This is a genomic window from Streptomyces sp. NPDC088810, assembly GCF_044750305.1.
Classification (GTDB): domain Bacteria; phylum Actinomycetota; class Actinomycetes; order Streptomycetales; family Streptomycetaceae; genus Streptomyces.
In genome coordinates this window covers 220,748-241,910 of the sequence record NZ_JBIVJQ010000003.1, presented here as the reverse complement: position 1 = coordinate 241,910, position 21,163 = coordinate 220,748, and the positions used below count along the sequence as shown (strand labels likewise).

The 21,163-nt window shown below is 73.7% G+C and carries 20 protein-coding genes; 10 read left to right on the top strand and 10 right to left on the bottom strand.

The genetic code is table 11. From position 1 onward, the window contains the following. Nucleotides 1–50: 50 nt before the first annotated feature. Nucleotides 51–464 carry a roadblock/LC7 domain-containing protein gene (locus tag ACIP4Y_RS11945; RefSeq protein ID WP_401391222.1) on the bottom strand — a complete coding sequence of 138 codons (414 nt, stop codon included), beginning with the start codon at nt 462–464 and terminating at the stop codon, nt 51–53. A 91-nt stretch (nt 465–555) separates the two neighbouring features. On the opposite strand from ACIP4Y_RS11945, the gene ACIP4Y_RS11940 reads away from it, so the two are divergent. Further along, nucleotides 556–984, top strand: coding sequence for a PPOX class F420-dependent oxidoreductase (locus ACIP4Y_RS11940; RefSeq protein WP_401391219.1), 429 nt, complete (start codon nt 556–558; stop codon nt 982–984). Between the two features lie 9 nt (nt 985–993). On the opposite strand, the gene ACIP4Y_RS11935 is transcribed toward ACIP4Y_RS11940, so the two are convergent. From ACIP4Y_RS11935 to ACIP4Y_RS11915, 5 genes are all read right to left on the bottom strand, one after another. Continuing rightward, on the bottom strand, nt 994–1,596 hold the full coding sequence (locus ACIP4Y_RS11935; RefSeq protein WP_358644477.1) for an ATP/GTP-binding protein: 603 nt from the start codon (nt 1,594–1,596) through the stop codon (nt 994–996). Nucleotides 1,597–1,826: 230 nt separating this feature from the next. Next, the gene (locus ACIP4Y_RS11930) at nt 1,827–2,240 is read right to left on the bottom strand and encodes a DUF742 domain-containing protein (RefSeq protein WP_358644475.1); all 414 of its coding nucleotides are present in this window, start codon (nt 2,238–2,240) and stop codon (nt 1,827–1,829) included. 17 nt (nt 2,241–2,257) lie between these two features. Next, nucleotides 2,258–2,689: a roadblock/LC7 domain-containing protein gene (locus tag ACIP4Y_RS11925; RefSeq protein WP_401391215.1), complete on the bottom strand. Its 432-nt coding sequence runs from the start codon at nt 2,687–2,689 to the stop codon at nt 2,258–2,260. Next, nucleotides 2,686–5,289: a nitrate- and nitrite sensing domain-containing protein gene (locus ACIP4Y_RS11920; RefSeq protein WP_401391212.1), complete on the bottom strand. Its 2,604-nt coding sequence runs from the start codon at nt 5,287–5,289 to the stop codon at nt 2,686–2,688. Before ACIP4Y_RS11920 ends, ACIP4Y_RS11925 begins: the two co-directional genes overlap by 4 nt. Before the next feature lie 46 nt (nt 5,290–5,335). Further along, nucleotides 5,336–6,109 carry an MHYT domain-containing protein gene (locus ACIP4Y_RS11915; protein ID WP_401391209.1) on the bottom strand — a complete coding sequence of 258 codons (774 nt, stop codon included), beginning with the start codon at nt 6,107–6,109 and terminating at the stop codon, nt 5,336–5,338. Nucleotides 6,110–6,261: 152 nt separating this feature from the next. Here ACIP4Y_RS11915 and ACIP4Y_RS11910 point away from each other — a divergent pair, with 152 nt between their 5' ends. Next, nucleotides 6,262–6,861 (top strand): class I SAM-dependent methyltransferase, encoded by a 600-nt coding sequence (locus ACIP4Y_RS11910; RefSeq protein WP_401391206.1) that lies wholly within the window; start codon nt 6,262–6,264, stop codon nt 6,859–6,861. A 14-nt stretch (nt 6,862–6,875) separates the two neighbouring features. Here the strand turns inward: ACIP4Y_RS11910 and ACIP4Y_RS11905 are convergent, their stop codons facing one another. Next, nucleotides 6,876–7,631 carry an alpha/beta fold hydrolase gene (locus tag ACIP4Y_RS11905; protein ID WP_401391203.1) on the bottom strand — a complete coding sequence of 252 codons (756 nt, stop codon included), beginning with the start codon at nt 7,629–7,631 and terminating at the stop codon, nt 6,876–6,878. 105 nt (nt 7,632–7,736) lie between these two features. On the opposite strand from ACIP4Y_RS11905, the gene ACIP4Y_RS11900 reads away from it, so the two are divergent. Further along, nucleotides 7,737–8,270: a PadR family transcriptional regulator gene (locus tag ACIP4Y_RS11900; protein WP_358644463.1), complete on the top strand. Its 534-nt coding sequence runs from the start codon at nt 7,737–7,739 to the stop codon at nt 8,268–8,270. Here the strand turns inward: ACIP4Y_RS11900 and ACIP4Y_RS11895 are convergent. Continuing rightward, nucleotides 8,247–9,152 (bottom strand): oxygenase MpaB family protein, encoded by a 906-nt coding sequence (locus ACIP4Y_RS11895; RefSeq protein ID WP_401391200.1) that lies wholly within the window; start codon nt 9,150–9,152, stop codon nt 8,247–8,249. The genes ACIP4Y_RS11900 and ACIP4Y_RS11895 overlap by 24 nt on opposite strands. 98 nt (nt 9,153–9,250) lie before the next feature. Between ACIP4Y_RS11895 and ACIP4Y_RS11890 the strand changes: the two genes are divergently transcribed. Then, nucleotides 9,251–9,547 (top strand): hypothetical protein, encoded by a 297-nt coding sequence (locus ACIP4Y_RS11890; RefSeq protein WP_401391197.1) that lies wholly within the window; start codon nt 9,251–9,253, stop codon nt 9,545–9,547. A gap of 143 nt (nt 9,548–9,690) precedes the next feature. Continuing rightward, the gene (locus ACIP4Y_RS11885) at nt 9,691–10,530 is read left to right on the top strand and encodes a hypothetical protein (protein ID WP_401391194.1); all 840 of its coding nucleotides are present in this window, start codon (nt 9,691–9,693) and stop codon (nt 10,528–10,530) included. Nucleotides 10,531–10,660: 130 nt separating this feature from the next. Here the strand turns inward: ACIP4Y_RS11885 and ACIP4Y_RS11880 are convergent, their stop codons facing one another. Then, nucleotides 10,661–10,843, bottom strand: a complete 183-nt coding sequence (locus ACIP4Y_RS11880) for a hypothetical protein (protein ID WP_030340126.1) — start codon at nt 10,841–10,843, stop codon at nt 10,661–10,663. Between the two features lie 230 nt (nt 10,844–11,073). Between ACIP4Y_RS11880 and ACIP4Y_RS11875 the strand changes: the two genes are divergently transcribed. From ACIP4Y_RS11875 to ACIP4Y_RS11865, 3 genes are all read left to right on the top strand, one after another. After that, nucleotides 11,074–13,944 carry a DEAD/DEAH box helicase gene (locus tag ACIP4Y_RS11875; RefSeq protein ID WP_401391191.1) on the top strand — a complete coding sequence of 957 codons (2,871 nt, stop codon included), beginning with the start codon at nt 11,074–11,076 and terminating at the stop codon, nt 13,942–13,944. Then, on the top strand, nt 13,941–15,218 hold the full coding sequence (locus tag ACIP4Y_RS11870; RefSeq protein WP_401391188.1) for an SWF or SNF family helicase: 1,278 nt from the start codon (nt 13,941–13,943) through the stop codon (nt 15,216–15,218). Before ACIP4Y_RS11875 ends, ACIP4Y_RS11870 begins: the two co-directional genes overlap by 4 nt. A gap of 130 nt (nt 15,219–15,348) precedes the next feature. Continuing rightward, the gene (locus ACIP4Y_RS11865) at nt 15,349–16,689 is read left to right on the top strand and encodes an esterase-like activity of phytase family protein (protein ID WP_401391185.1); all 1,341 of its coding nucleotides are present in this window, start codon (nt 15,349–15,351) and stop codon (nt 16,687–16,689) included. Between the two features lie 83 nt (nt 16,690–16,772). Here the strand turns inward: ACIP4Y_RS11865 and xylA are convergent, their stop codons facing one another. Further along, entirely contained in the window at nt 16,773–17,939 is a 1,167-nt protein-coding gene (gene xylA, locus ACIP4Y_RS11860) for a xylose isomerase (protein WP_401391182.1), read from the bottom strand. Between the two features lie 155 nt (nt 17,940–18,094). Here xylA and xylB point away from each other — a divergent pair, with 155 nt between their 5' ends. Continuing rightward, a complete protein-coding gene (xylB, locus tag ACIP4Y_RS11855) occupies nt 18,095–19,540 on the top strand; it encodes a xylulokinase (protein WP_401391179.1) in 1,446 nt (481 codons plus the stop codon). 51 nt (nt 19,541–19,591) lie between these two features. After that, on the top strand, nt 19,592–20,800 hold the full coding sequence (locus ACIP4Y_RS11850) for an ROK family protein (RefSeq protein ID WP_401391176.1): 1,209 nt from the start codon (nt 19,592–19,594) through the stop codon (nt 20,798–20,800). Nucleotides 20,801–21,163 lie beyond the last annotated feature (363 nt).

Genomic DNA, 21,163 nt, shown 5'->3' with positions numbered 1-21,163 from the left:
TCTCGTGGCGAGCCTGTGGATAACTCCACGGGGGCAGGAAAAGCCGCAGGTCAGGCGTCCGACGTGCGAGTCCGCTCGGGGTGCCTGGCATCGACGCCGAGGTGCTCGCCGACCCTGTTGACGAGCAGGGTCATCTCGTAGGCGATCTGGCCGATGTCGGCCTCCGCACCACTGAGCACGCACAGACAACTGCCGGTGCCGGCCGCGGTCACGAACAGCACGGCGTCGTCGTACTCGATCATCGTCTGGCGCACTCTGCCCGCGCCGAAGTGGCGTCCCGAGCCCTTGGCCAGGCTGTGCAGCCCGGAGGCCACGGCGGCCAGGTGCTCGGCGTCCTCGCGGCGTAGGCCGGTGCTCGCTGCGGTGACCAGTCCGTCGTTCGACAGGACCAGTGCGTGGCGTACATGGTCAACGCGCTCGGTCAGATCGTCCAGGAGCCAGTCGAGACCCTGGTTCTGCGCCATGTCCGTCTCCCCGTGTGACGTCTCCCCCTGGCTGGAGGAACTCCCCGCCAGCCTTCCCCACGACCGGCGTGCGGGCAAGCAGGATGGGCCCATGGCAGAGAAGATGACCGATGAGGAGTGGCGGGCGTTCGTCTCGGACGGCACCCGCACCGGCAAGCTGTCCACCGTCCGCGCCGACGGGAGCCCTCATGTGGCTCCGATCTGGTTCCTGCTGGACGGGGAGGAGCTGGTGTTCAACACCGGCAAGGACACCGTGAAGGGCCGAAATCTGGCCCGTGACGGCCGGGTCGCCCTGTGCGTGGACGACGACCGTCCGCCGTTCCACTTCGTGGTGCTGAACGGCCGCGCCCGGCTGTCGGAGGACTTGGCCGAGTTGCGTCACTGGGCCACCCGGATCGCCGCCCGGTACATGGGCGAGGACCGCGCCGAGGAGTACGGCGCCCGCAACGGCGTACCGGGTGAATTCCTCGTCCGCGTCAGGATCGACAACGTGGTGGCGGTGCGGGACCTGGCGGCCTGAGCGCCGGGCTCATCCGACCGAGTCCAGAAGCCGGGCGGTGTGCATCCGCCCGGCGTACTCGACCAGCCGGATCAGCACTTCCTTGCCTGAGTCGCGGTCCCGCGCGTCGCACAGCACCACCGGTGTGCCGTGGTCGAGGTCGAGCGCGCGGGAGACGTCGTGGGCGCCGTAACCGCGGGCTCCGGCGAAGCAGTTGACGGCCACCACGAACGGGATGCGCCGGTGCTCGAAGTAGTCGACGGCGGGGAAGCAGTCCTCCAGCCGCCGGGTGTCCGCGAGGACCACGGCGCCGAGCGCTCCCTGGGCCAGTTCGTCCCACAGGAACCAGAAGCGGTCCTGTCCCGGTGTGCCGAAGAGGTAGAGGGACAGGCCGGAGCGGATCGTGATGCGGCCGAAGTCCATGGCCACGGTGGTGGTGACCTTCTGGTCCACACCGTCGGTGTCGTCCACCAACTGTCCGGCTTCGCTCAGGAGTTCCTCGGTGCGCAGCGGCCGGATCTCGCTGACGGCTCCCACCAGGGTCGTCTTGCCGACCCCGAAGCCGCCGGCGACGAGTATCTTCAGCGCCAGGGCGGAGGTGTCGCCGGCGGTGTCGGAGTGCTCGGAGACCATGATCACTTCTCTCGGGAGGGCCGGCTGCGGCCGGCGTCCGCGTGCTCCGGTGGTGCAGGCAGCATGATGACAACGGGGGCAGGCGTCGGGGGGATTGGAGCGAAGTGCACCCGATGTGACCGGCTCGTGCCCGATCGGTGGCGCAACGTGCCCGCTTCGGACGGAGCGGGACACGGCCAGGCGTACAGATGCGGACGCAACGAGGGGTGCGGCGGTGTCCGAACGTGCATCTACAGCGCTCGCAATCCCGCGATGACCTCGCGCAGAATCCGTTCGTCGGGCAGGCTCGCCGGCGGCACGGGGCGGCTGATCGTCACGCAGCCCAGTTCCAGGAGGTCCCCGAGGAGCACCCTGACCACGCCGACCGGAAGGTCCGCGTCCGCGGCGAGTTCGGCGACGGACTGCGTCTCCGGGCGGCACAGGTCGATCAGGGTCCGGTGTTCGGGGCCGAGCGCGGTGCCGTCGTCGAGGGCCGGTGCGGTGGGGTCGAGGGTGACGAGCGCGATCAGATCGAAGCGCACGCCGCTGGGCCCCGGCTGGGTGCGGCCACCCGTCATGGCGTACGGGCGGACCAGCGGCCCGGCCTCGCCGTCGTACCACTGGCTGCCCGGCTCGCGGGGCCCGCCGGTCGGGTTCTCGGTCATCGGTGCGGCCTTCCGGTTCATCCGGCGGCGGGTGGCTGCGCCGCGAGGCGCGGCGGCGTGTAGAGGTGCTCACCGACGCGTTTGACCAGGCGGGCCATCTCGTAGGCGACCAGCCCGATGTCGGCCGTGACCGCGGTGAGCAGGGCGAGGCAGGAGCCGTCGCCGGCGGCGGCCACGAAGAGGAACGCGTCGTCCATCTCGACCATGGTCTGGCGCACCCCGCCCGCTCCGAAGTGCCGTCCCGCACCCTTGGCGAGGCTGTTGAAACCCGAGGCCACGGCGGCGAGATGTTCGGCGTCCTCCCGCGCGAGGTCGGTCGAGGCACCGACCGCCAGGCCGTCGTTGGACAGCACGACGGCGTGCCGTACCTCGCCCACGCGCATCACGAGATCGTCGAGCAGCCAGTCCAGTTCGCCGGACCGCTGGCCGGTGTGGGGGTCCTGGATCATGCAGGGTCTCCTTCGCTGTCACTGCCCGTTCCGGGTTGCGGGGTGGCGCCGCGGCCGGGCTGCCTGCCACCGCCGCGCGTCCAGCCGTCGCGGTATGCCGTCATGCGGTCCCGTACGAGTTCGGGGGTGCGCCGGTCGTCACGGGCGGGCTGCGGAGCCGGCTCTTCGCTGCGCTGGTGGCGCAGTTGGGGGACGAGGTTCGCCTGACGCACCCGGCGCGGGAGGTCGTCGGAGGACTCGGAGTCCTCCGGAGGGCGGTGCGGCCGCAGGGCGGTGACGCCGGGGGGCGGGGGTTCGTGCGCGGCGCCATGGAGGCCCGGGCCTTCCGGGCCGGGTACGGGCCGGGTGCTGTGGGCACCGGCCGCCGTGCTCGCGCTGTGGGGTCCGGATGGCTGGTCGGTGCTGTGGGGGCCGGGTGCGGTGGCCGCCAGGGCGGGCCGGTCCGGCTGTGCCACGACGGCTGCCTCCTGCGGAGGGATCGCCCCGGGCACGCGCGCGTAGACGCGTTCCTGGCCGGGGCGGGCCTGCCCGTCCTCGTGGGAGGTCCGTGCTCTCACGCCGCTGTGCAGCAGGGCGGTCGGCAGCAGGACCACGGCGGTGGTGCCGCCGTAGGGGGAGGTCCGCAGATGCACCTTGATGTCGTGCCGGGAGGCGAGCCTGCTGACCACGAAGAGTCCCAGACGGTCGCTGTCGAAGAGGTCGAGCGCCTCGGACTGCTCGATGCGCCGGTTGGCCTCGGCGAGGGTCTCGGCGCCCATGCCGAGTCCCCGGTCCTCGATCTCCAGTGCGTAGCCGTTGCCGACCGGTTCCCCGGTGACGCGCACGCGCGTGTGGGGTGGTGAGAACTGTGCGGCGTTCTCGACGAGTTCGGCGAGCAGATGGGTGAGGTCGGCGACCGCCGCACCGATGACGTGGGCCTCGGGGAACTGACGCACCTCCACGCGCGCGTAGTCCTCGACCTCCGAGACGGCGGCGCGTACGACGTTGGTCAGGGACACCGGCATGCGCCAGGCCCGGCCGGGCGCGGCACCGGAGAGGATGATCAGGCTCTCGGCATGGCGTCGCATCCGGGTGGTGAGGTGGTCCAGGCGGAACAGGTCGCTCAGTTCGTCGGGGTCGTCGGAGCGCCGTTCCATGCTGTCCAGGAGGCTGAGCTGGCGATGGACCAGGACCTGGCTGCGGCGGGCCAGGTTGACGAAGACTCCCGCGATTCCGCTGGCGAGTTCGGCGCGCTCCACGGCGGCGCGGAGCGCGGCGCGGTGCACGGTGGTCAGGGCTTCCGCGACCTGGCCCGTCTCGTCCTCGGCCGGTGGTCCGGCGGGCGCCTCGGCCTGAATGTCGATCTCTTCGCCCGCGCGCAGCTTCCGCATCGCCTCGGGGAGCTTGCGGCGGGCGATCTCCAGTGCGTCGTTGCGCAGGCTCACGAGTTCGACCACGAGTGCCCGCCCGATGCGGACGGAGATGACGAGGGAGGCGGCGACGGCGGCGAGTCCCAGGAGCACAGCGGCGCCCGCCGGGCTGAGCAGGCCGCGGGCGACCGGGTCGGCACGGCCGGCGACGGCACGACCCGTGGCCGTCGCGATGGTCCGCATGCCGTCCTGCACGCGCGCGTGGGCGGCGCTCCAGGCGGCCTGCGGTGCCGCGTCGTCCGGTTCGGCTCCCGGTCCGGCGGTGAGCAGCTTGTCCTCGGCGGCGCCGAGGGCGGTGTGCGCACGGCTGCGCGCCAAGTCCTGCCAGGCGGCGCGCTGGGCGGCGGGCAGATCGGAGACGGCGGTCTCGGTGAGCGCACGGCGGGTGGCGACGGCAGCGCCGAACAGCCGTAGCCGCTTCCCCTGCAGGGCGTTGGTGGTCCGCGCGCTGCCGAGCAGGGCATCCTCCTGGGCCAGTGCTTCGGCGGCCCGGGAGAATTCGAGCAGCACGCGCGCGTCGGAGGCGACATCGGCCTGTTGGACGCCGGTGAGGGCACCGTCCACGGCGAAGGCCGCGCCGATGGCCTTCGTGTACCGCGTGTACGTCTGGTCCCAGCCTGCCTTGTGGCCTCGTACGGCCGTCCGCAGCGTGCGCAGCTGCTCCGCGCCGGTGACGAAGGCGTCGAGGCGGCCGGAGACGCCGGCGGGCAGTTCCTGGCTGTCGGCGACGGTGCTGTGCCCGCCGAGCCGAAGCCTGGCCACGGCCCGGTCGGTGCGGGCCGCTAGATCTTCGAGGTCGCCGCCGTTCCCGGCGCGCGGGTCCGTGGCGTAGCGCACGGCCGCGGTGCGCTCGGCCTGCAGCGCGGTGACGGCGGCGGCCACCGGGGTGCGCAGGTCGGCGTCGACCCGCTGGGACTGGCGCAGCCGGGCGACGTCCTGGGCGGTGGTGACGGTGGCGTACGCCCAGAGGGCGAGGAGGGAGACGACGGGCACCATCAGAAGGCTGACCACCTTGGCGCGCACGGTCCGGGGACGCAGGTGCCGGCGGCCTCCCCGCGCGCGTGCCGTGGCGGGCGGAGTGCCGAGCGGGCGGTCGGCGCCCTCGTCGGCGGGCGGTCCGGCGTGCGCGCGGCGTCCGCGCGGGCGGTGTGCCGGGGCGGCGGCTTTCTCAGGGCTACGGGGTGGGCGCATGGCCTCCTCGCTCGGGACGTGGTCGGTGCGCTCGGGCCGGGTCCCGCTAGCGGGCGACGCTCTCGACGGCCCGCTGGGCGGAGGCGGAGGCCTCGCGCTCGTCGGCGGTGGGCGAGAGGGCGACGAAGGCCGAGGTGATGAACAGGTAGGACCCGAGGCCGACGGCGAGGGGGAAGATGAACTGCATCGCCGTGGCCCCGGGCAGGGCGTCGCCGGAGGGGTCCACACGCACGCTCACCGCGAACATCCCGGTGTAGTGCATGCTGCTGACGGCCGCTCCCATGACGAGGGAGGCGACGGTGACCGCGAGGGGTGACTTGATGTTGAGTCCGGCCCACAGGGCCGCGGTCGCCGCGACCACGGCGATCAGGACCGACAGTCCGACGAGGACGGGGTCGTACCTGACGTCGCCGTGCAGCCGGACCGCCGCCATGCCCAGGTAGTGCATGCTGGCGACGCCCAGCCCGGTGGTGAGTCCGCCGAGGAGGAGGGCGCGGTTGCGGTCGCGGCTGTAGCCGACGGCGAAGACGCCGGCGCAGACGACGACCATGGCGACGAGAAGGCTGAGGATGGTCAGCGGCACGTCGTAGCGGATGTCGCTGCCGCTGACGCGGAAGCCGAGCATGGCCACGAAGTGCATGGTCCAGATGCCCGTCCCGATGGCGGAGGCCGCGGTGACGAGCCAGTTGCGGCGCGAGCGGCCGGTGGTGGCGAGCGCGCGGACGGTGCAGCGCAGTCCGAGCGCGCCGCCTATACAGGCCATCACGTACGACAGCACGGGTGTCAGCCAGCCGAAGGCGGCGTGGTCCAGGTGTCCCATGGCCCCGGGACGCTAGCGGGGGCAGGGGCGCACAAAGGGGGCGCATTTCGAAAAGTGTCGGAATGTGGCGCACAGTTGCGACGGAACGATCGCCTCCCGCTCGAACATGCGCGCAGAGACATCCCTCCTGACGGTGAGGAATCATGCGGAACATGAGCGACGACCACACACATGTCCAGGAGTTCTTCACCGCCCGCGCCGCCGACTGGGACAGCCGGTTCCCGGACGACGGCCCCGCCTACGCGGCCGCCGTGGCCGACCTGCGCCTGCGGAAGGGGGATCGTGTGCTGGACGCCGGCTGTGGCACGGGACGCGCCCTGCCGCCCCTGCGAGCCGCCGTGGGCCCCTCGGGAGTGGTGCTGGGCGCCGACCTGACCCCGGCGATGCTCCGGGCCGCCGTGGGGGCGGGCAGAAACCGCCACGGGCGGCTGCTGCTCGCCGATGTCGCCGCGCTGCCGCTGCGTTCGGGTTGCCTGGACGCCGTGTTCGCGGCCGGCCTGATCGCCCACCTGCCGCATCCGGTGGACAACCTGCGGGAACTGGCCCGTGGCGTGCGGCCGGGCGGCACGCTCGCGCTCTTCCATCCCATCGGCCGCGCGGCACTGGCGGCGCGTCAGGGCCGCCGGATCACTCCCGACGACCTGCGGGCCGAGCCCAATCTCCGGCCGCTCCTGGCCCGCTCCGGCTGGCGCATGACGTCGTACGTCGACGAGGACGCCCGTTTCCTCGCGCTCGCGGTGCGCGAGGGCTGACGGCGCCAGGCGGGTCAGCCCGTGCCGGCGACGGCCGCCGCGAAGGCGTCGGGGTTGTCGAACATGACGTTGTGCCCGGCGCCGGGCACCGTCACCACGCGCACTCCGGCGGTTTCCAGGCGTTCCCGGCCCGCGAGTTCGCCGCTGTGCTCGCCCTGGAGGAAGACGCGGTCGACGGCCAGACCCTCCAGGAGCGTACGCATCACGGGGTCGGAACCCTTGCGCAGGCCGACGGCACTGCGGTGCAGGGCACGCGGGTCGGCCAGCCGCATGGTGGCCGCCCACAGCGGGCCGACCGCCTCGAGCACGCGCGCGTGCTCCCTTGCGACGAACTCGTCCTCCCCGTAGGCGGCGATGCCGCTGCTGGCGGCCGTCGACGGCGGAAAGGCGTCCAGGTTGGCCTCCGTCAGCACCAGCCGGGAGACGAGGTCGGGACGCCGGTGGGCGAGGACGATGGCGACGGCGCCGCCCATGCTGTGCGCGATCAGTTCCGCGCCGGTGGCGCCGGCCGCGTCCAGGGCGGCCCCGACCGCGTCGGCGTGGTCCTCCAGCGTGTACCCGAAGTCCGCGGGCCGGTCGCTCGTGCCGTGTCCGGGCAGGTCCACGAACAGGCTGCGTCGGCCCGTGAGTTCGGGCCGGGCCGCGATGTGCGCGTGGTACACGGCGGACATCGATCCCAGTCCGTGCAGGTACACCCGGGCGGGGCCCGCCCCGGGCACCTCGGTCCACCGGATGCGGCTACCCCTGCTGTCGAACGTGGCCTGCTGCACCGTGCCCCTCCCTGCGTTCAGCGACACCCCACGATACATCGACACCGATGTATGCCGCCAGAGCAGTATTGGCTGGGCGAGGTATCCCTGCGCCAGAATGCGTCCATGCTCGAACTCGCCATCCTCGGTTTCCTGTGCGAAGCCCCGCTGCACGGTTACGTCCTGCGCCGCCACATCGCGGCGCTCACCGGCCACGTGCGCCCCGTCGCCGAGAGCACGCTGTACCCGGCGATCAAGCGCATGGAGAAGGCCGGCCTGCTCGTGCGGGCCACCGAGCCCGGCGCCGTGGCCGCACCACGCCATGTGCTGCGGTTGACCGAGGAGGGCGGGCGCGAGCTGAGGCGCCGGCTCGCCGAGCCCGCCCAGCGCGAGATCACCGACGAGAACCACTGGTTCACGCTGCTCGCGTTCCTGCGGCACCTGGAGGACCCCGCCGCACAGGCGGCCGTACTGCGGCGCCGGCTGGCCTTCCTGGAGGAGCCGGCGAGCTTCTTCTACGACGGCGAGCGGCCGCTGCGCGCCGAGGAACTGGACGACCCGTTCCGGCGGGGTGTCCTCACCATCGCGCGCGCCACGAGCCGGGCCGAACTGGCCTGGCTGCGCGAGATGCTGGCGTCACTCGACGGGGTCGGCCGCTGAGGCGTCCCGGTGCCGTACCGGGCAGCCGCGCAGCCCGGGGACCAGGCGGGTGCCCAGGTCGGCCACGCGGTAGCCGTCCGGATAGCCCTTGACCTCCCAGTTCTGGCGCGCGAAGTGGGGGCTGCGGCGCGGCGGCAGCAGCCGGACCACCCGGCCGCGCGTCCGAACGGCGCGGCGCACCAGCGCGGAGGTGGCCGCACCCGGTCGCGGGTAGCGGAACGCGCGCAGCAGCGGCTCGTCGAGCAGGGCGAGCGTCGCCGTGCGCAGCAGGGGCGCCAGCGGGCGCGGATACCAGGACGCCATCAGGCCGAGGGTGGCGTCGGAGACCCGCCGGGCCTCCTCGTCCCAGCCGAAGTGGGCTTCTTCGTAGGCGTCGAGGAGGGCTTCGAACTCCTCGTAGGTGCGGGGGATGTCCGGAATGCCCATGTGTCGGCCGAGGGTGCGGTAGTACTCGGTGGTGGCGACGATCTCGTGCCGGGACAGCCGCCGCCAGCCGTAGGCGTCGATCCAGCGCCGGGGCATCACCACGAACGTGCTCAGCACGTACCGCATGTCGTCGTCGCTGATGTCGTAGCTGCGGTGCATCTGGTTGATGCGGCGGATCGCGGTGCGCCCCTCCTGCGCGGCGAAGCCGTGTTCCACGATGGTGTCGAGGAGCAGCACCGTGTCGTCGTACCGCTTCTGCGTCCGCTCGGTCAGCTCCGCCGTCCGCGCGAGCAGCCGGCCGATGCCGGGCACCGCGTAGGTGCGGTACAGGGCCAGTTCAAGGGCTCGTGTGTAGTCCCAGGGGAACTCGTACGCCACGCTGATCCGGTAGATCTCCGGCGCGTCCGCCACCGGGTCCAGCCGACGGATCTGCTCCAGCCGCTCAAACCGCTTCACCGCGTCGCCCCCCTTCTGCCGCCGAGTGTCCAACTCTACGTTGTGAGGCAGGAGATGGGCGATCATTCCGACGCCCGTCCGGGGAGAGGATGGTCCGCGTGTTCGACATGATCCGCAGGTACGCAGGCAGGTTCCGCACGTCCACGCCCGCGCGGCCGGAGAGCACCCGGGACAGGCGCGCGCACAACTTGTTCGAAGCGGCGGCCGTCTACGTGGCGGCCCGCGCGGAGGACGACCAGGACCGGATCGAGGAGGCGGCGGCCTGGGTGTCGCCGGAGGCGCTGTCCTTCGGGGTGAGCGAGCTGGCCTGCCGGGCGGTGGTCGCCCTGGCACGGGAGCGCGACACGTCCCCGGACGCCGTGGCCCGGGACCTCCTCGGGCTGCCCGCGGCCTGAGCGGAACAGCCCTCTCCAGTTGTGGCCCGTTTCGCCCCTGTCCAGGCGGAAACCTGCAGCTCCGCGTGGTGCGCGGAGTCGTGACAAGCAGCTTCCGCTCGCACTAGGGTGCGCGCCGATGGACGACCACTGGGGAGGCAGGGATGGCTGGGACGGACGATGAGGCCGTCGCCGCCGCGGACGATGCGCTGTACGTGCTGACGGCGGTGCTGCTGACGCCGGCGCAGTTTCCGAGCGTGCTGGGCGACGACTACCCGGAGGCGTGCGCGGCACTGGACCTCGCGCCGCGCGCCGACGGGTACGGCCTGGTGCTGGGCCAGGACGGGGAGGGCGCTCGCTGGACGGTCGTCATCGACGACGTCTCGCTGGTCGCCGTGGCGATCGCGTCCTGGGACTGCGGCATGGAGTACGAGCTGTCGCCGGACGAGCGCGCGGTCGTGACCGCCCTTCCGGGGTGGCCGCTGGCCGTCGCTGTCGCGGCACCCGGCGTGCCCGCTCCGCACGACCCTGCTCCCGAGGAGGCGGGCCGGCCGGCGCTCAGCCCGCCGGACACCGGCTCCTGGGGGCCCGCCCAGCGCCGTCTGGGTGCCGACGAGATCGCGCTGCAGTGGGCCGCCTGGCGCGAGCAGATCGACGACGCCGACTTCCCCGCGCCGGGTGAGCAGCCGAAGGCCGCGGAGTCCGCGCCGGAGGCCGAGGGTGGTTCGTCCGGCGGGCACGCCGGTGTCCGCCGGGTGCTCTCGGAGGCGCGTGCCTATGTCGACTCCCCGCCCCCGCTCGGCCGGGTGCGCTCGTCGTTCGCCCCGGGCGACGCCCGGACCCTGCGCGCCGACGGCCCCGGCTGGTCGATGGTCGCCCGCACCGACGACATCGCGTTCGTCCTGCTCGACGAGGAGCCTGGTGAGGTCCTGCCGGTGGGCCGCGGCCCGGAGCTGCCGGGACTGCTGGAGGCGCTCGACAAGATGGCCGTACGGCCCCTGTGAGCCGGGGCGGCCGGGCCAGGCCTCCCGGGCCGCTCCAGGAGTCGTGCCGCGGGTGGCGGCGCGGCCCCCGACGGCTGGGCCGGCCCGCGCGGGCGCCTCGGCGACCGGTCCCGCGCCGTGCGCCGGCGCGTCAGCGGCCGAGCTCCTTGCGGGTGACCCGGCGCAGCCTGCGCCGCTGCGAGGGGTCCAGGGCGAGGTACGCGGCCACCGGGACTCCCACGACGATCAGGAACGCCACCCACCAGGGCAGCCATATGAGCAGGATCAGCCCGACCGCCACGCCACCTGCGGCGATCTTCGCGTTCATCGACATGAGCGTCGCCTCCTTCGCGGCCACTGCCGCTCTCTGATCTGAGAACGGCCTCCCGCTCCCCGCGGTTCCACGCGCCGCCCCTGAGACATCCCTGAGACCCGCCCCTAGGAGCCTCTCCTCGGCCTGCCGGTCCGCGGCTCGACCCCAGCACTCGACAGCGGCAGCGGTCATCGTGCTGTACCCTCGGCGACTCCGATCGAGTAGTCAAATTTGAGGAGTGTGGCAGAGCTGTGCAGACGATCCCCTCGGCACCACCCTCCGACCTGTCCCAACTGGCCCAGTGCTGCGTGGTTTTCCTGCCGTCCGACCCCGCGCGGACGGGCCGGATCGGGTTCTGGCGACCGGACGGCGGGACTCCGCCCAGGCCCGCGGACGGCTCCCTGACCGATCTGGAGCTGGCGGTGCCCATGGCGGACGGCGGCGTCGAGCGCGTCCCGGTGCCCGTCCTCCTGCTGCCTGTCCGCAGTGCGCTCCCGGTGCTCACGCGCGCGCGTGCGCTGCCGCGAGAGCACCGGGCCGCGGCCTTCTGGCGGACCGCGTACCAACTCGCCCTGGGTTTCCTGGCCCGCGGTCTGCTCCTGCCGGGCCTGTCCCCCGGCGACCACGACACCTGGCGCGTGGGTCCGCTGTCGGCACGCGATGCGGAGCTGATCCGGGAACTCGCCGCCGCCATGCCTCCGGAGGCTCATGCCGTGCCGCTCCCGGGGGACGGGCCGCCGCGGCTGCCCGACCCGGAGCGGCTGCTGCGCGCCTTCCTCGACGCGGTCGCCGACGTGCTCCCGCGCTCCCCCGCCGCCCCGCTGGTGACCGGTGGCCCCGCGTACGCGGCCCCCGAGCCGCAGCATCTGCCCGCGCTGCGCGCGTGGGCCGACAACATCGCCGCCGGCCATGACGCGGGAGTGCGGCTGTCGCTGCGCGTTGAGGCGTCCGGGCTCGACGACGCCCTGTCCCAGGACGACGATCCGGTCCGCTTCCGAGCGGCACTCCAGGTGCACGGTGGCAGCGGATCGGACGACGTCATGGACGCCGCCGGTCTGTGGGCCGGTGCGGACACCGGGCGCGCGGCGTCCGCTCCCCGCGCGCGTGCGGACACCCTGCTGGCACTGCGCCGCGCCGCCCGGGCCTGGCCCCCGCTGGCCCCCCTGCTCTCCGCCGCGGTGCCCGACGCGGTGGACCTCGCCGACGAGGAGATCGCCGAGCTGCTGGGCGAGGGCGCGCGGGCGCTGGCCGCGGTGGGAGTCGAGGTGCACTGGCCGAAGCACCTGGCGCGCGGCCTCACCGCACACGCGGCCCTCGGCCCGCCGGACGACGGCACCGCCTCGCCCGGAGCGGCCTCAGCCCCGCCGTCGTTCCTCTCCGCGGACGCGGACGTCACGTTCCAATGGTGGTTCGACCTGGGCGGGCGGGAGTTGTCCCGGGAGGAGCTGGACCGGCTCGCGGAGGCCAAGCGTCCGCTGGTGCGGCTGCGCGACGGGTGGGTCCTGGTCGATCCGCGGGAGGCGGAGCGGGCCCGGACCGAGCCGGACCGTTCCCTCGCTCCCGTCGAAGCGTTGGCGGCGGCGCTGACGGGTACGGCGGAGGTCGACGGCCGGCGGGTCGACGTACGGCCCACGGGATGGCTGGCGGGACTGCGGGAGCGGCTCACGGCCACCGAGCCGGCCGCCGGCGTCGCACAGCCGCCGGGCCTGGCCGCGACTCTGCGGGACTACCAGCTGCGCGGCCTCGACTGGCTGGCCCGCACGACCTCCCTCGGCCTGGGCTGCTGCCTGGCCGACGACATGGGGCTCGGCAAGACGATCACGCTGATCGCGCTGCATCTGCACCGGCAGACGGACCCCCGGGCGGCCGGGCCCACGCTCGTCGTGTGCCCGGCCTCGCTGCTCGGCAACTGGCAGCGTGAGATCGAGCGGTTCGCCCCCGGCGTGCAGGTGCGCCGGTTCCACGGACCCGGGCGCGACCTGGGGGCTCCGGGGGACGGGGAGTTCGTCGTGACGACGTACGGGACGATGCGCCTGGACGCGGCGCGGCTCGCCGGGGTTCCCTGGGGAATGGTCGTGGCCGACGAGGCCCAGCACGTGAAGAACCCCTACTCCGCGACCGCGCGGGCCCTGCGCTCGATCGGCGCACGCGCGCGCGTGGCGCTCACGGGCACTCCGGTGGAGAACAACCTCACCGAACTGTGGGCGATCCTCGACTGGACGACACCCGGCCTGCTCGGCGGTCTCGGCAGCTTTCGCGCGCGGTACGCGCAGCCCGTCGAGGGTGGCGGCGACCCCGCCGCCGCACAGCGGCTCGCCCGGATCGCCGGACCGTTCCTGCTGCGGCGACGCAAGTCCGATCCGGGCATCGCCCCCGAGCTTCCGCCGAAGACCGAGACCGATCACCCGGTCGCGCTCACGTCTGAACAGGCGGGTTTGTACGAGGCATTGGTGCGCGAGACCCTGGCTCGTATCGCGACCGCCGACGACATGGCCCGCCGGGGCCTGATCGTGCGGCTGCTGACCGGCCTGAAGCAGATCTGCAACCACCCGGCGCAGTTCCTGAAGGAGGAGGATCCGCGGCTCGCGGGTCGCTCGGGGAAGCTGGAGCTGCTGGACGAACTGCTCGGCACCATCCTCGCGGAAGGCTCGGGCGTGCTGGTCTTCACCCAGTACGTGCGCATGGCCCGGCTGCTCGAACGGCACCTGGCGGCCCGCGGGGTGCCCTCGCTGCTGCTGCACGGCGGGACGCCGGTCGCCCTGCGGGAGGCTCTGGTCCGGCGCTTCCAGGCGGGCGAGGCGCCGGTGTTCCTGCTGTCGCTCAAGGCCGCCGGAACGGGACTGAACCTCACCCGGGCCGAGCATGTCGTGCACTACGACCGCTGGTGGAATCCGGCGGTGGAGGCACAGGCCACCGACCGCGCGTACCGCATCGGGCAGACCCGCCCGGTGCAGGTGCACCGGCTGATCGCCGAGGGGACACTGGAGGACCGTATCGCGGAGATGCTGGGCCGCAAGCGGGAGCTGGCCGAGGCCGTGCTCGGCACCGGTGAGGCGGCCCTGACGGAGCTGTCGGACGAGGAACTGGCCGCACTGGTGGAACTGCGCGGGGAGGCGCGATGAGCCGCTATGACGACGAGCACGGCCGTGACGTGGGGCGCACGTTCGCCGCGCTGCCGCCCGCGCGCGGGCATGGCTTCGCCCGGAGCTGGTGGGGGCGCGCCTGGCTGCAGGCCCTGGAGGACGCGGCGCTGGAAACGGCGGCGGTCAAGGCGGGACGCCGGCTCGCGCGCGCGGGCGGCGTGGGCGCGGTGACCGTGCGGCCGGGCCGGGTGACGGCCGTCGTACGCGACCCCGGAGGCGCGGCGCACCGGGCTGATGTCCTGCTGCCGGAGCTGTCCGCCGAGGAGTGGGCGCGGTTCCAGGATCTCGCCGTGGAGCAGGCCGGGCACATGGCCGCGCTGCTCGACCGGGAGCTTCCGCCCCATCTGATCGAGGACGCGGCGGTGGCGGGGATCGACCTCCTGCCGGGTCTCGGTGATCTGGAACCGGAATGCGACTGCGGCGCCTGGGACCATTGCGGGCACACGGCCGCGCTGTGCCACCAGGTGGCGCGGCTGCTGGACGAGGATCCGTTTCTGCTGCTGCTGGTGCGCGGGCGGGAGAAGGACGCCTTCCTGACCGAGCTGCACGTCCGCGGCACCGCGCAGCCGTCCGGGGCGTCACCGGCGACCGCGGGGGTGGACGCGGCCGAGGCATGGGCGGCTGCCGACGTCGTGCCGCCGCTGCCCGAACTGCCCGGACTCCCGCAGGGCATCGGCACACCGCCATCCCTCACCGCCGAGGCTGTCGCGGCGCCCGGGATCGACACCGCGGCACTGGAGCACCTGGCCGGCCGTACCGCGGCGGAGGCCTATCGGCTGCTGGTGGCCGCCCGAGGCGTCGGCCCTTGGGCCGGCACTGACCTGACGGCCGCCCAGGACGCCGTACGGCTGGCCTGCGGACCGGCACCCGCCGTCGTCACCGAGCGACTCGCCTCGGGGTCGGGGCGTGGCCGAGACGGGCTGGCGGCGGCCGCCGGTGCCTGGCGGCTGGGTGGTGCGGCGGCGCTGACCGTGCTCGACGAGGAGCGGGAGGTGGAGGGCGTGGCACTCACGCGCGCGCGTGCCGCCCTGGAAGGGGCCTGGGAGGCGGACGAGCGGCCGGAGTTCCACCGGAGCGGCAACCGGTGGACCGTGCAGGGTGAGGGCGTTCAGCTGCGGCTCGACCGCGAGGGCCACTGGTGGCCGTACCGCGACGAGGCAGGCCGCTGGATACCGGCGGGCGGGTCGGACCCCGACCCGGCGACGGCACTGGCCTCGGTACGGCCCGGGGCAGGTGAGCCGGGAGACTTCTGACATCCGGTCCTCACGAGGCCGGCACGATCCGATGAGCCGCGGTCGCCGGCCGTTCACCCCGGTGTGGGCGGGCGTTCCTCCGGGGGCCCGAGGGTGGCCGCAGCCAACGACCTTGTTCCCAGGAGGCCCGATGTCCCCGCATGCCGCCGGCCGGCGCCACGTCCACCGTTGTGTCGCCACCGGTCTGCCGCTGGCCCTGGCCGCCGTCCTCGTGGCCGCGGGGACGGCCACCGCGTCGACGTCGGGGGACGCCCGCGTCGTCCGCACGGCAACCCTCGGCGAGATCCCGCTCGGCGCGTTCAGCAACGCGCTGCTCCCCGGCAGTGTGGCCGACGACCACGGGGTGAAGCTGGGCGGCATCGGCAGCGACATCTACCCGGCGGGCCGCAAGGGCGAGTACTGGACGGTGACCGACCGCGGCCCCAACGGTCAGATCAAGGTCGACGGCAAGAAGCGGCGCACCTTCCCGGTGCCCGGATTCGACCCCGCGATCGTGAAGATCCGGGTCTCCGGCGACAGGGTCGCGGTCGTCGACGCGATCCCGCTGACCACCTCCTCCGGGAAGGCCGTCACCGGGTTGCCGGACCAGAAGGGCCGGGACGAGGCGCCGTACTCCTACGACGCGAGCACGCCGCTCTCCTGCGACCCGAACGGCCTGGACACCGAGGGCATCGTCCGGGCCGGGGACGGCAGCTTCTGGCTCGTGGACGAGTACGGGCCGTCTCTGGTGCACGTCTCCGCGCGCGGGAGGGTCCTCGCTCGCTATGTGCCCAAGGGGCTCGGTCCGACCGGCGCGGACTACCCGGTGGTGGAGGCGCTGCCGTCGATCCTGCTGCACCGGAAGACCAACCGGGGGTTCGAGGGGCTGGCGCAGCTTCCCGGTGGTGACCTGGTGATGGCTCTGCAGAGCCCGCTCTCGGTGCCGGACGGGGACGCGGGGGACGCCTCGCGCACCACGCGACTGCTGCGCTTCTCGCCGCGCGAGAGGGCCGTCACGGCCGAGTACGCCTACCGTTTCGACCCGGTCGGCGTGGTCGACCCGGGCGAGGACGACCCCTCCGAGCTGAAGATCTCGTCGGTGGTGGCGGTCGGCCGCGACCGGCTGCTCGTCGAGGAGCGCACGGACAAGGCGGCCCGGCTGCACCTGGTCAGGCTGCGGAAGACGTCCGACATCCTCGGCGGCCGGTGGGACGACGACGCGACGTCGCCCTCGCTGGAGCAGCTGGACGACCCGGCGACCGCGGGTGTGCCGGTGCTGTCCAAGCAGCTCGTGGTGGACCTGGGCAAGGTCGCCGGGGTGCCCGGGAAGATCGAGGGCATCGCGCGCGTGGATCGCGACACGCTCGCGCTCATCAACGACAACGACTTCGGGATGACCGACGGGGCGGGCGCGTTCGACGCCCAGGGCCGGCTGGTCGACAGCGGGGTCAGGACGACCGTGACGTACGTCCGGCTGCCCGGGAAGCGGTGACCCCGGCCTCGCGGCCGGGAGGGCCGGGCTGAGCCGCTGCCGCTCACCCCGGCCCTTCTCCGTTCACCCCGGCCCTTCTCCGGTCAGCCCCGTGCGCCCAGCAGGTGGTCCATCGCCAGCTGGTCGAGGCGTTCGAAGGCCATCCCGCGCGCGGCGGCCGCCTCCACGTCGAAGTCCTCGAAGGCCGCGCGGTCGGCGAGCAGGGCCTGCAGGCCGTCGGCCGCGGTCGGCCGGGCCAGCTCGTCCAGGCGCGACGCGCGCAGCGCCTCCTGTACCTCCGGGTCGGCGCGGAAGGCGGCCGCACGCTCCTTGAGGACGAGGTAGTTGCGCATGCAGCCCGCCGCCGACGCCCACACGCCGTCGAGGTCCTCCGTCCGCGGCGGCTTGAAGTCGAAGTGGCGCGGCCCGTCGTAGCCGGCGCTCTCCAGGAGGTCGACGAGCCAGAAGGCGGCCCGCAGGTCACCCGCGCCGAACCGCAGGTCCTGGTCGTACTTGATCCCGGACTGGCCGTTGAGGTCGATGTGGAAGAGCTTGCCCGCCCACAGGGCCTGCGCGATGCCGTGCGGGAAGTTCAGCCCGGCCATCTGCTCGTGGCCGACCTCCGGGTTGACGCCGTACAGCTCGGGCCGCTCCAGGCGCTCGATGAAGGCAAGCGCGTGACCGACGGTGGGCAGCAGGATGTCACCGCGGGGCTCGTTCGGCTTGGGCTCGATGGCGAACTTCAGCTCGTAGCCCTGGGAGGTGACGTACTCGCCGAGGAGGTCGAAGGCCTCCTTCATGCGGTCCAGGGCGGCGCGTACGTCCTTTGCGGCCCCGGACTCGGCGCCCTCGCGGCCGCCCCAGGCGACGTACGTCTTCGCGCCCAGTTCGGCCGCCAGGTCGATGTTGCGGATCGTCTTGCGCAGGGCGTAGCGGCGCACGTCGCGGTCGTTGGCGGTGAACGCGCCGTCCTTGAAGACGGGGTGCGTGAAGAGGTTCGTGGTGGCCATCGGCACGGTCATGCCGGTGGCGTCCAGGGCCTGCCGGAACCGCTTGATGTGCGACTCGCGCTCGGTGTCCGAGGAGCCGAAGGGGATCAGGTCGTCGTCGTGGAAGGTCACTCCGTAGGCGCCGAGCTCCGCCAGGCGCTGCACCGTCTCGACCGGGTCGAGGGCGCGGCGCGTGGCGTCACCGAACGGGTCCCTTCCCTGCCAGCCGACGGTCCACAGGCCGAAGGTGAACCTGTCCTCGGGGGTGGGCTGGTAGTTCATGCCGCGGCTCCTTGCTGCGTACGACTATTCGTCATGGCAGTTTACAAATTAGTATGCCAAGGCACCGCTGGGAAGAGACAAGATGTCTTCGACAGCAAGGTGTCTTCGACAGCCCACCGCACATTCCCGCGGAGCCGCGGAAGAGGGAGAGCCCGATGTCAGCAGTCGAGGGTCCGCTCGTCGTCGGGGTGGACACGTCCACCCAGTCCACGAAGGCACTGGTCGTCGACGCGGCCACCGGGCAGGTGGTGGCCGGCGGCCAGGCCCCGCACACCGTGACCTCCGGGGCGGGCCGGGAGAGCGATCCGCGTCAGTGGTGGGACGCGCTGTGCGCGGCGCTGCGCCAGTGCGGTGACGCGGCGCACGAGGCGGCGGCGGTGTCGATCGGCGGCCAGCAGCACGGCCTGGTCACCCTGGACGAGCACGGCGAGCCGGTACGCCCGGCACTGCTGTGGAACGACGTCCGCTCGGCACCGCAGGCCCGCCGCCTGGTGGAGGAGCTGGGCGGGCCGAAGGCCTGGGCGGAGCGCACCGGCAGCGTGCCCGGCGCGTCCTTCACGGCCACCAAGTGGGCGTGGCTCGCCGAGCACGAGCCGGAGGCGGTCCGCGCGACCCGGGCGGTACGCCTCCCCCACGACTACCTCACCGAGCGCCTGACCGGGCAGGGCACGACCGACCGCGGCGACGCCTCGGGAACCGGCTGGTGGGCGTCCGGGACGGAGGCGTACGACGAGGAGACACTGGCGCATATCGGTCTCCACCCGGCGTTGCTGCCCCGCGTCGTGCGCCCCGGCGAGGTGGCCGGCACCGTGCGGGACAGCCACGACCTGCCGTTCTCCAAGGGCACGCTGGTGGCCCCGGGCACCGGCGACAACGCGGCGGCGGCGCTGGGCCTCGGCCTCAGGCCCGGCACCCCGGTGCTGAGCCTCGGCACCTCCGGCACGGTCTACGCCGTCTCCCGGCGCCGCCCCACCGATCCCACCGGCACGGTGGCCGGCTTCGCCGACGCGCGCGGGGACTGGCTGCCGCTGGCCTGCACCCTGAACTGCACCCTCGCGGTGGACCGCGTCGCGGCCCTGCTGGGCCTGGACCGGGAAGCCGTGGAAGGCGGCGGCTCGGTGACGCTGCTGCCGTACCTGGACGGCGAGCGCACCCCGAATCTTCCGCACGCCTCCGGACTGCTGCACGGGCTGCGTCACGACACCACGGCGGGTCAGCTGCTCCAAGCCGCGTACGACGGCGCGGTGCACGCACTGCTCGGGGCGCTCGACCTGGTCCTCGACCAGGACGCGGACCGCAGCACCCCGCTGCTCCTGATCGGGGGCGGCGCCCGGGGTACGGCCTGGCAGCAGACCGTGCGCCGGCTCTCCGGGCGGCCCGTCCAGGTCCCGGAGGCCAGGGAACTGGTCGCCCTGGGCGCGGCGGCGCAGGCGGCCGGACTGCTGACCGGCGAGGATCCCGCGGCGGTGGCCCGCCGCTGGAACACGGCGGCGGGCCCGGTCCTGGAGGCCGTGGAACGGGACGGGTCGACGCTGGAACGGATCACCGGGGTACTCTCCGACGCGGCCCCGCTGCTGGCGCGGGAGACCCGCACCCAGTGACCGGGCCGCCCGCCCACCGCCGGGCGGCAGACACCGAGGATTGACGGAGGCATGACCGCACCGCTGCACGAGGCGCGCCCCCCGGGCGCCGGGCGCCCCCTGCCGGACACCCAGCAGGGCATGCGCCGGCGCAACCTCGCCCGGGTGATGCACGCCGTCAGCGCCGAGGGCTCGCTGTCCCGGGCGGCGGTCGCCTCCCGGATCGGGCTGACCCGGGCCGCGGTGTCGACGCTGGTGGACGAGCTGATCCGCTGGGGGCTGCTGGAGGAACTGGGCCCCGAGCGGCCGGGCCGGGTCGGCCGGCCCGGGTCCGCGCTGGCGGTGAGCGGCCGGGGCCCGGCCGGGATCGGGGCGGAGATCGGCGTCGACCATCTCGCGGTGTGCGCGGTCGACCTGCGCGGCCAGGTCCGCGCCCGGGCCGTACGGCACGGCGCCAACCGGGGCCGGGCCGCCGGGCCCGTGATCCAGGAGCTGACGGCGCTGATCCGCCGCGTCGTCACGGAGGCGGAACGGGCGGAACTCTGGCCCGCCGGGCTCGCGGTCGCCGTGCCCGGACTGGTGGCCCGGGACGCACGGACGGTCGTACGGGCCCCGAACCTCGACTGGCACGACACCGACCTCGGCCGTCTGCTCCCCGGCGACTGGCCGCTGACCGTCGACAACGAGGCCAACTTCGGCGCCTTGGCCGAGCTGTGGCTCGGGGCCGGCACCCCCGGTGACTTCCTGCACGTGTCGGCCGAGATCGGCATCGGTGCCGCGGTCGTCGTCGACGGCCGGCTGCTGCGCGGGACCCGGGGATTCGCCGGCGAGCTGGGCCATGTGCCCGTACGGCCGGACGGTCCTGCCTGCCCCTGTGGAAGCCGGGGCTGCCTGGAACAGTACGCGGGTGAGGAGGCGGTCCTGCGCGCGGCCGGGCTGGAGCCGCGCGAGGATCTGGTGGGCCTGCTCGCGGAGCGCGCGGAGGCGGGCGACGAGGCCGTGCAGGCGGCTCTGCGGGACGCCGGTACAGCGCTCGGCATCGCCCTGACCGGAGCGGTGAACCTGCTCGACCCGGAGACGGTGGTCCTGGGCGGCGCCCTGGCCGGCCTCTCCCCCTGGCTGCTGCCGTCCCTGGAGGCGGAGCTGACGGGCCGTACGGCGGGCCCGGCCTGCCCGGTGACCGTGTCCCCGCTGGGACCCCAGGGCCCGCTGCTGGGCGCCGCGCACTCGGTCGTCCGAGCGGTACTGGACGATCCGGCCGTGGTGGCGGAACGCGCCTGACGCGGCTCCCCGGCCCCGCGTGTCCCCAGCCTCGCCCGATCGGGTGATCGAGTTGTCCACAAGCCGCGACTTGTCCACGGAACCGTGGCACGGCCTTCTGCCCAACCGGCCCGAGCCGTACGGTGAATTCACGCGAGGCTCAGTCGACGGACCGTCATGAGTGGTCGGCAGCTCGCGAGATGAGGCAAACGCGCAGGCGGCAGGCGGCAGCGGACTGACACGTATCGGGGGACGCATGAACGGGGAGCCGGTCGGGCCACTGCGGCGCGACGCCATCGGATTGCGCGAGGTCCTGTTCCAGAGCATCACGGCGACGGCACCGGCCGCCGCGGTGGCCGTGTCGGTCCCGTCCGGCGCCGCCTT

Bases quoted from the DNA above. Each gene is read 5' to 3' on its own strand.
- ACIP4Y_RS11945 (WP_401391222.1), bottom strand. From the start codon at position 464: ATGGCGCAGAACCAGGGTCTCGACTGGCTCCTGGACGATCTGACCGAG.
- ACIP4Y_RS11940 (WP_401391219.1), top strand. From the start codon at position 556: ATGGCAGAGAAGATGACCGATGAGGAGTGGCGGGCGTTCGTCTCGGAC.
- ACIP4Y_RS11935 (WP_358644477.1), bottom strand. From the start codon at position 1,596: ATGGTCTCCGAGCACTCCGACACCGCCGGCGACACCTCCGCCCTGGCG.
- ACIP4Y_RS11930 (WP_358644475.1), bottom strand. From the start codon at position 2,240: ATGACCGAGAACCCGACCGGCGGGCCCCGCGAGCCGGGCAGCCAGTGG.
- ACIP4Y_RS11925 (WP_401391215.1), bottom strand. From the start codon at position 2,689: ATGATCCAGGACCCCCACACCGGCCAGCGGTCCGGCGAACTGGACTGG.
- ACIP4Y_RS11920 (WP_401391212.1), bottom strand. From the start codon at position 5,289: ATGCGCCCACCCCGTAGCCCTGAGAAAGCCGCCGCCCCGGCACACCGC.
- ACIP4Y_RS11915 (WP_401391209.1), bottom strand. From the start codon at position 6,109: ATGGGACACCTGGACCACGCCGCCTTCGGCTGGCTGACACCCGTGCTG.
- ACIP4Y_RS11910 (WP_401391206.1), top strand. From the start codon at position 6,262: ATGAGCGACGACCACACACATGTCCAGGAGTTCTTCACCGCCCGCGCC.
- ACIP4Y_RS11900 (WP_358644463.1), top strand. From the start codon at position 7,737: ATGCTCGAACTCGCCATCCTCGGTTTCCTGTGCGAAGCCCCGCTGCAC.
- ACIP4Y_RS11885 (WP_401391194.1), top strand. From the start codon at position 9,691: ATGGCTGGGACGGACGATGAGGCCGTCGCCGCCGCGGACGATGCGCTG.
- ACIP4Y_RS11880 (WP_030340126.1), bottom strand. From the start codon at position 10,843: ATGTCGATGAACGCGAAGATCGCCGCAGGTGGCGTGGCGGTCGGGCTG.
- ACIP4Y_RS11870 (WP_401391188.1), top strand. From the start codon at position 13,941: ATGAGCCGCTATGACGACGAGCACGGCCGTGACGTGGGGCGCACGTTC.
- ACIP4Y_RS11865 (WP_401391185.1), top strand. From the start codon at position 15,349: ATGTCCCCGCATGCCGCCGGCCGGCGCCACGTCCACCGTTGTGTCGCC.
- xylA (WP_401391182.1), bottom strand. From the start codon at position 17,939: ATGAACTACCAGCCCACCCCCGAGGACAGGTTCACCTTCGGCCTGTGG.
- xylB (WP_401391179.1), top strand. From the start codon at position 18,095: ATGTCAGCAGTCGAGGGTCCGCTCGTCGTCGGGGTGGACACGTCCACC.
- ACIP4Y_RS11850 (WP_401391176.1), top strand. From the start codon at position 19,592: ATGACCGCACCGCTGCACGAGGCGCGCCCCCCGGGCGCCGGGCGCCCC.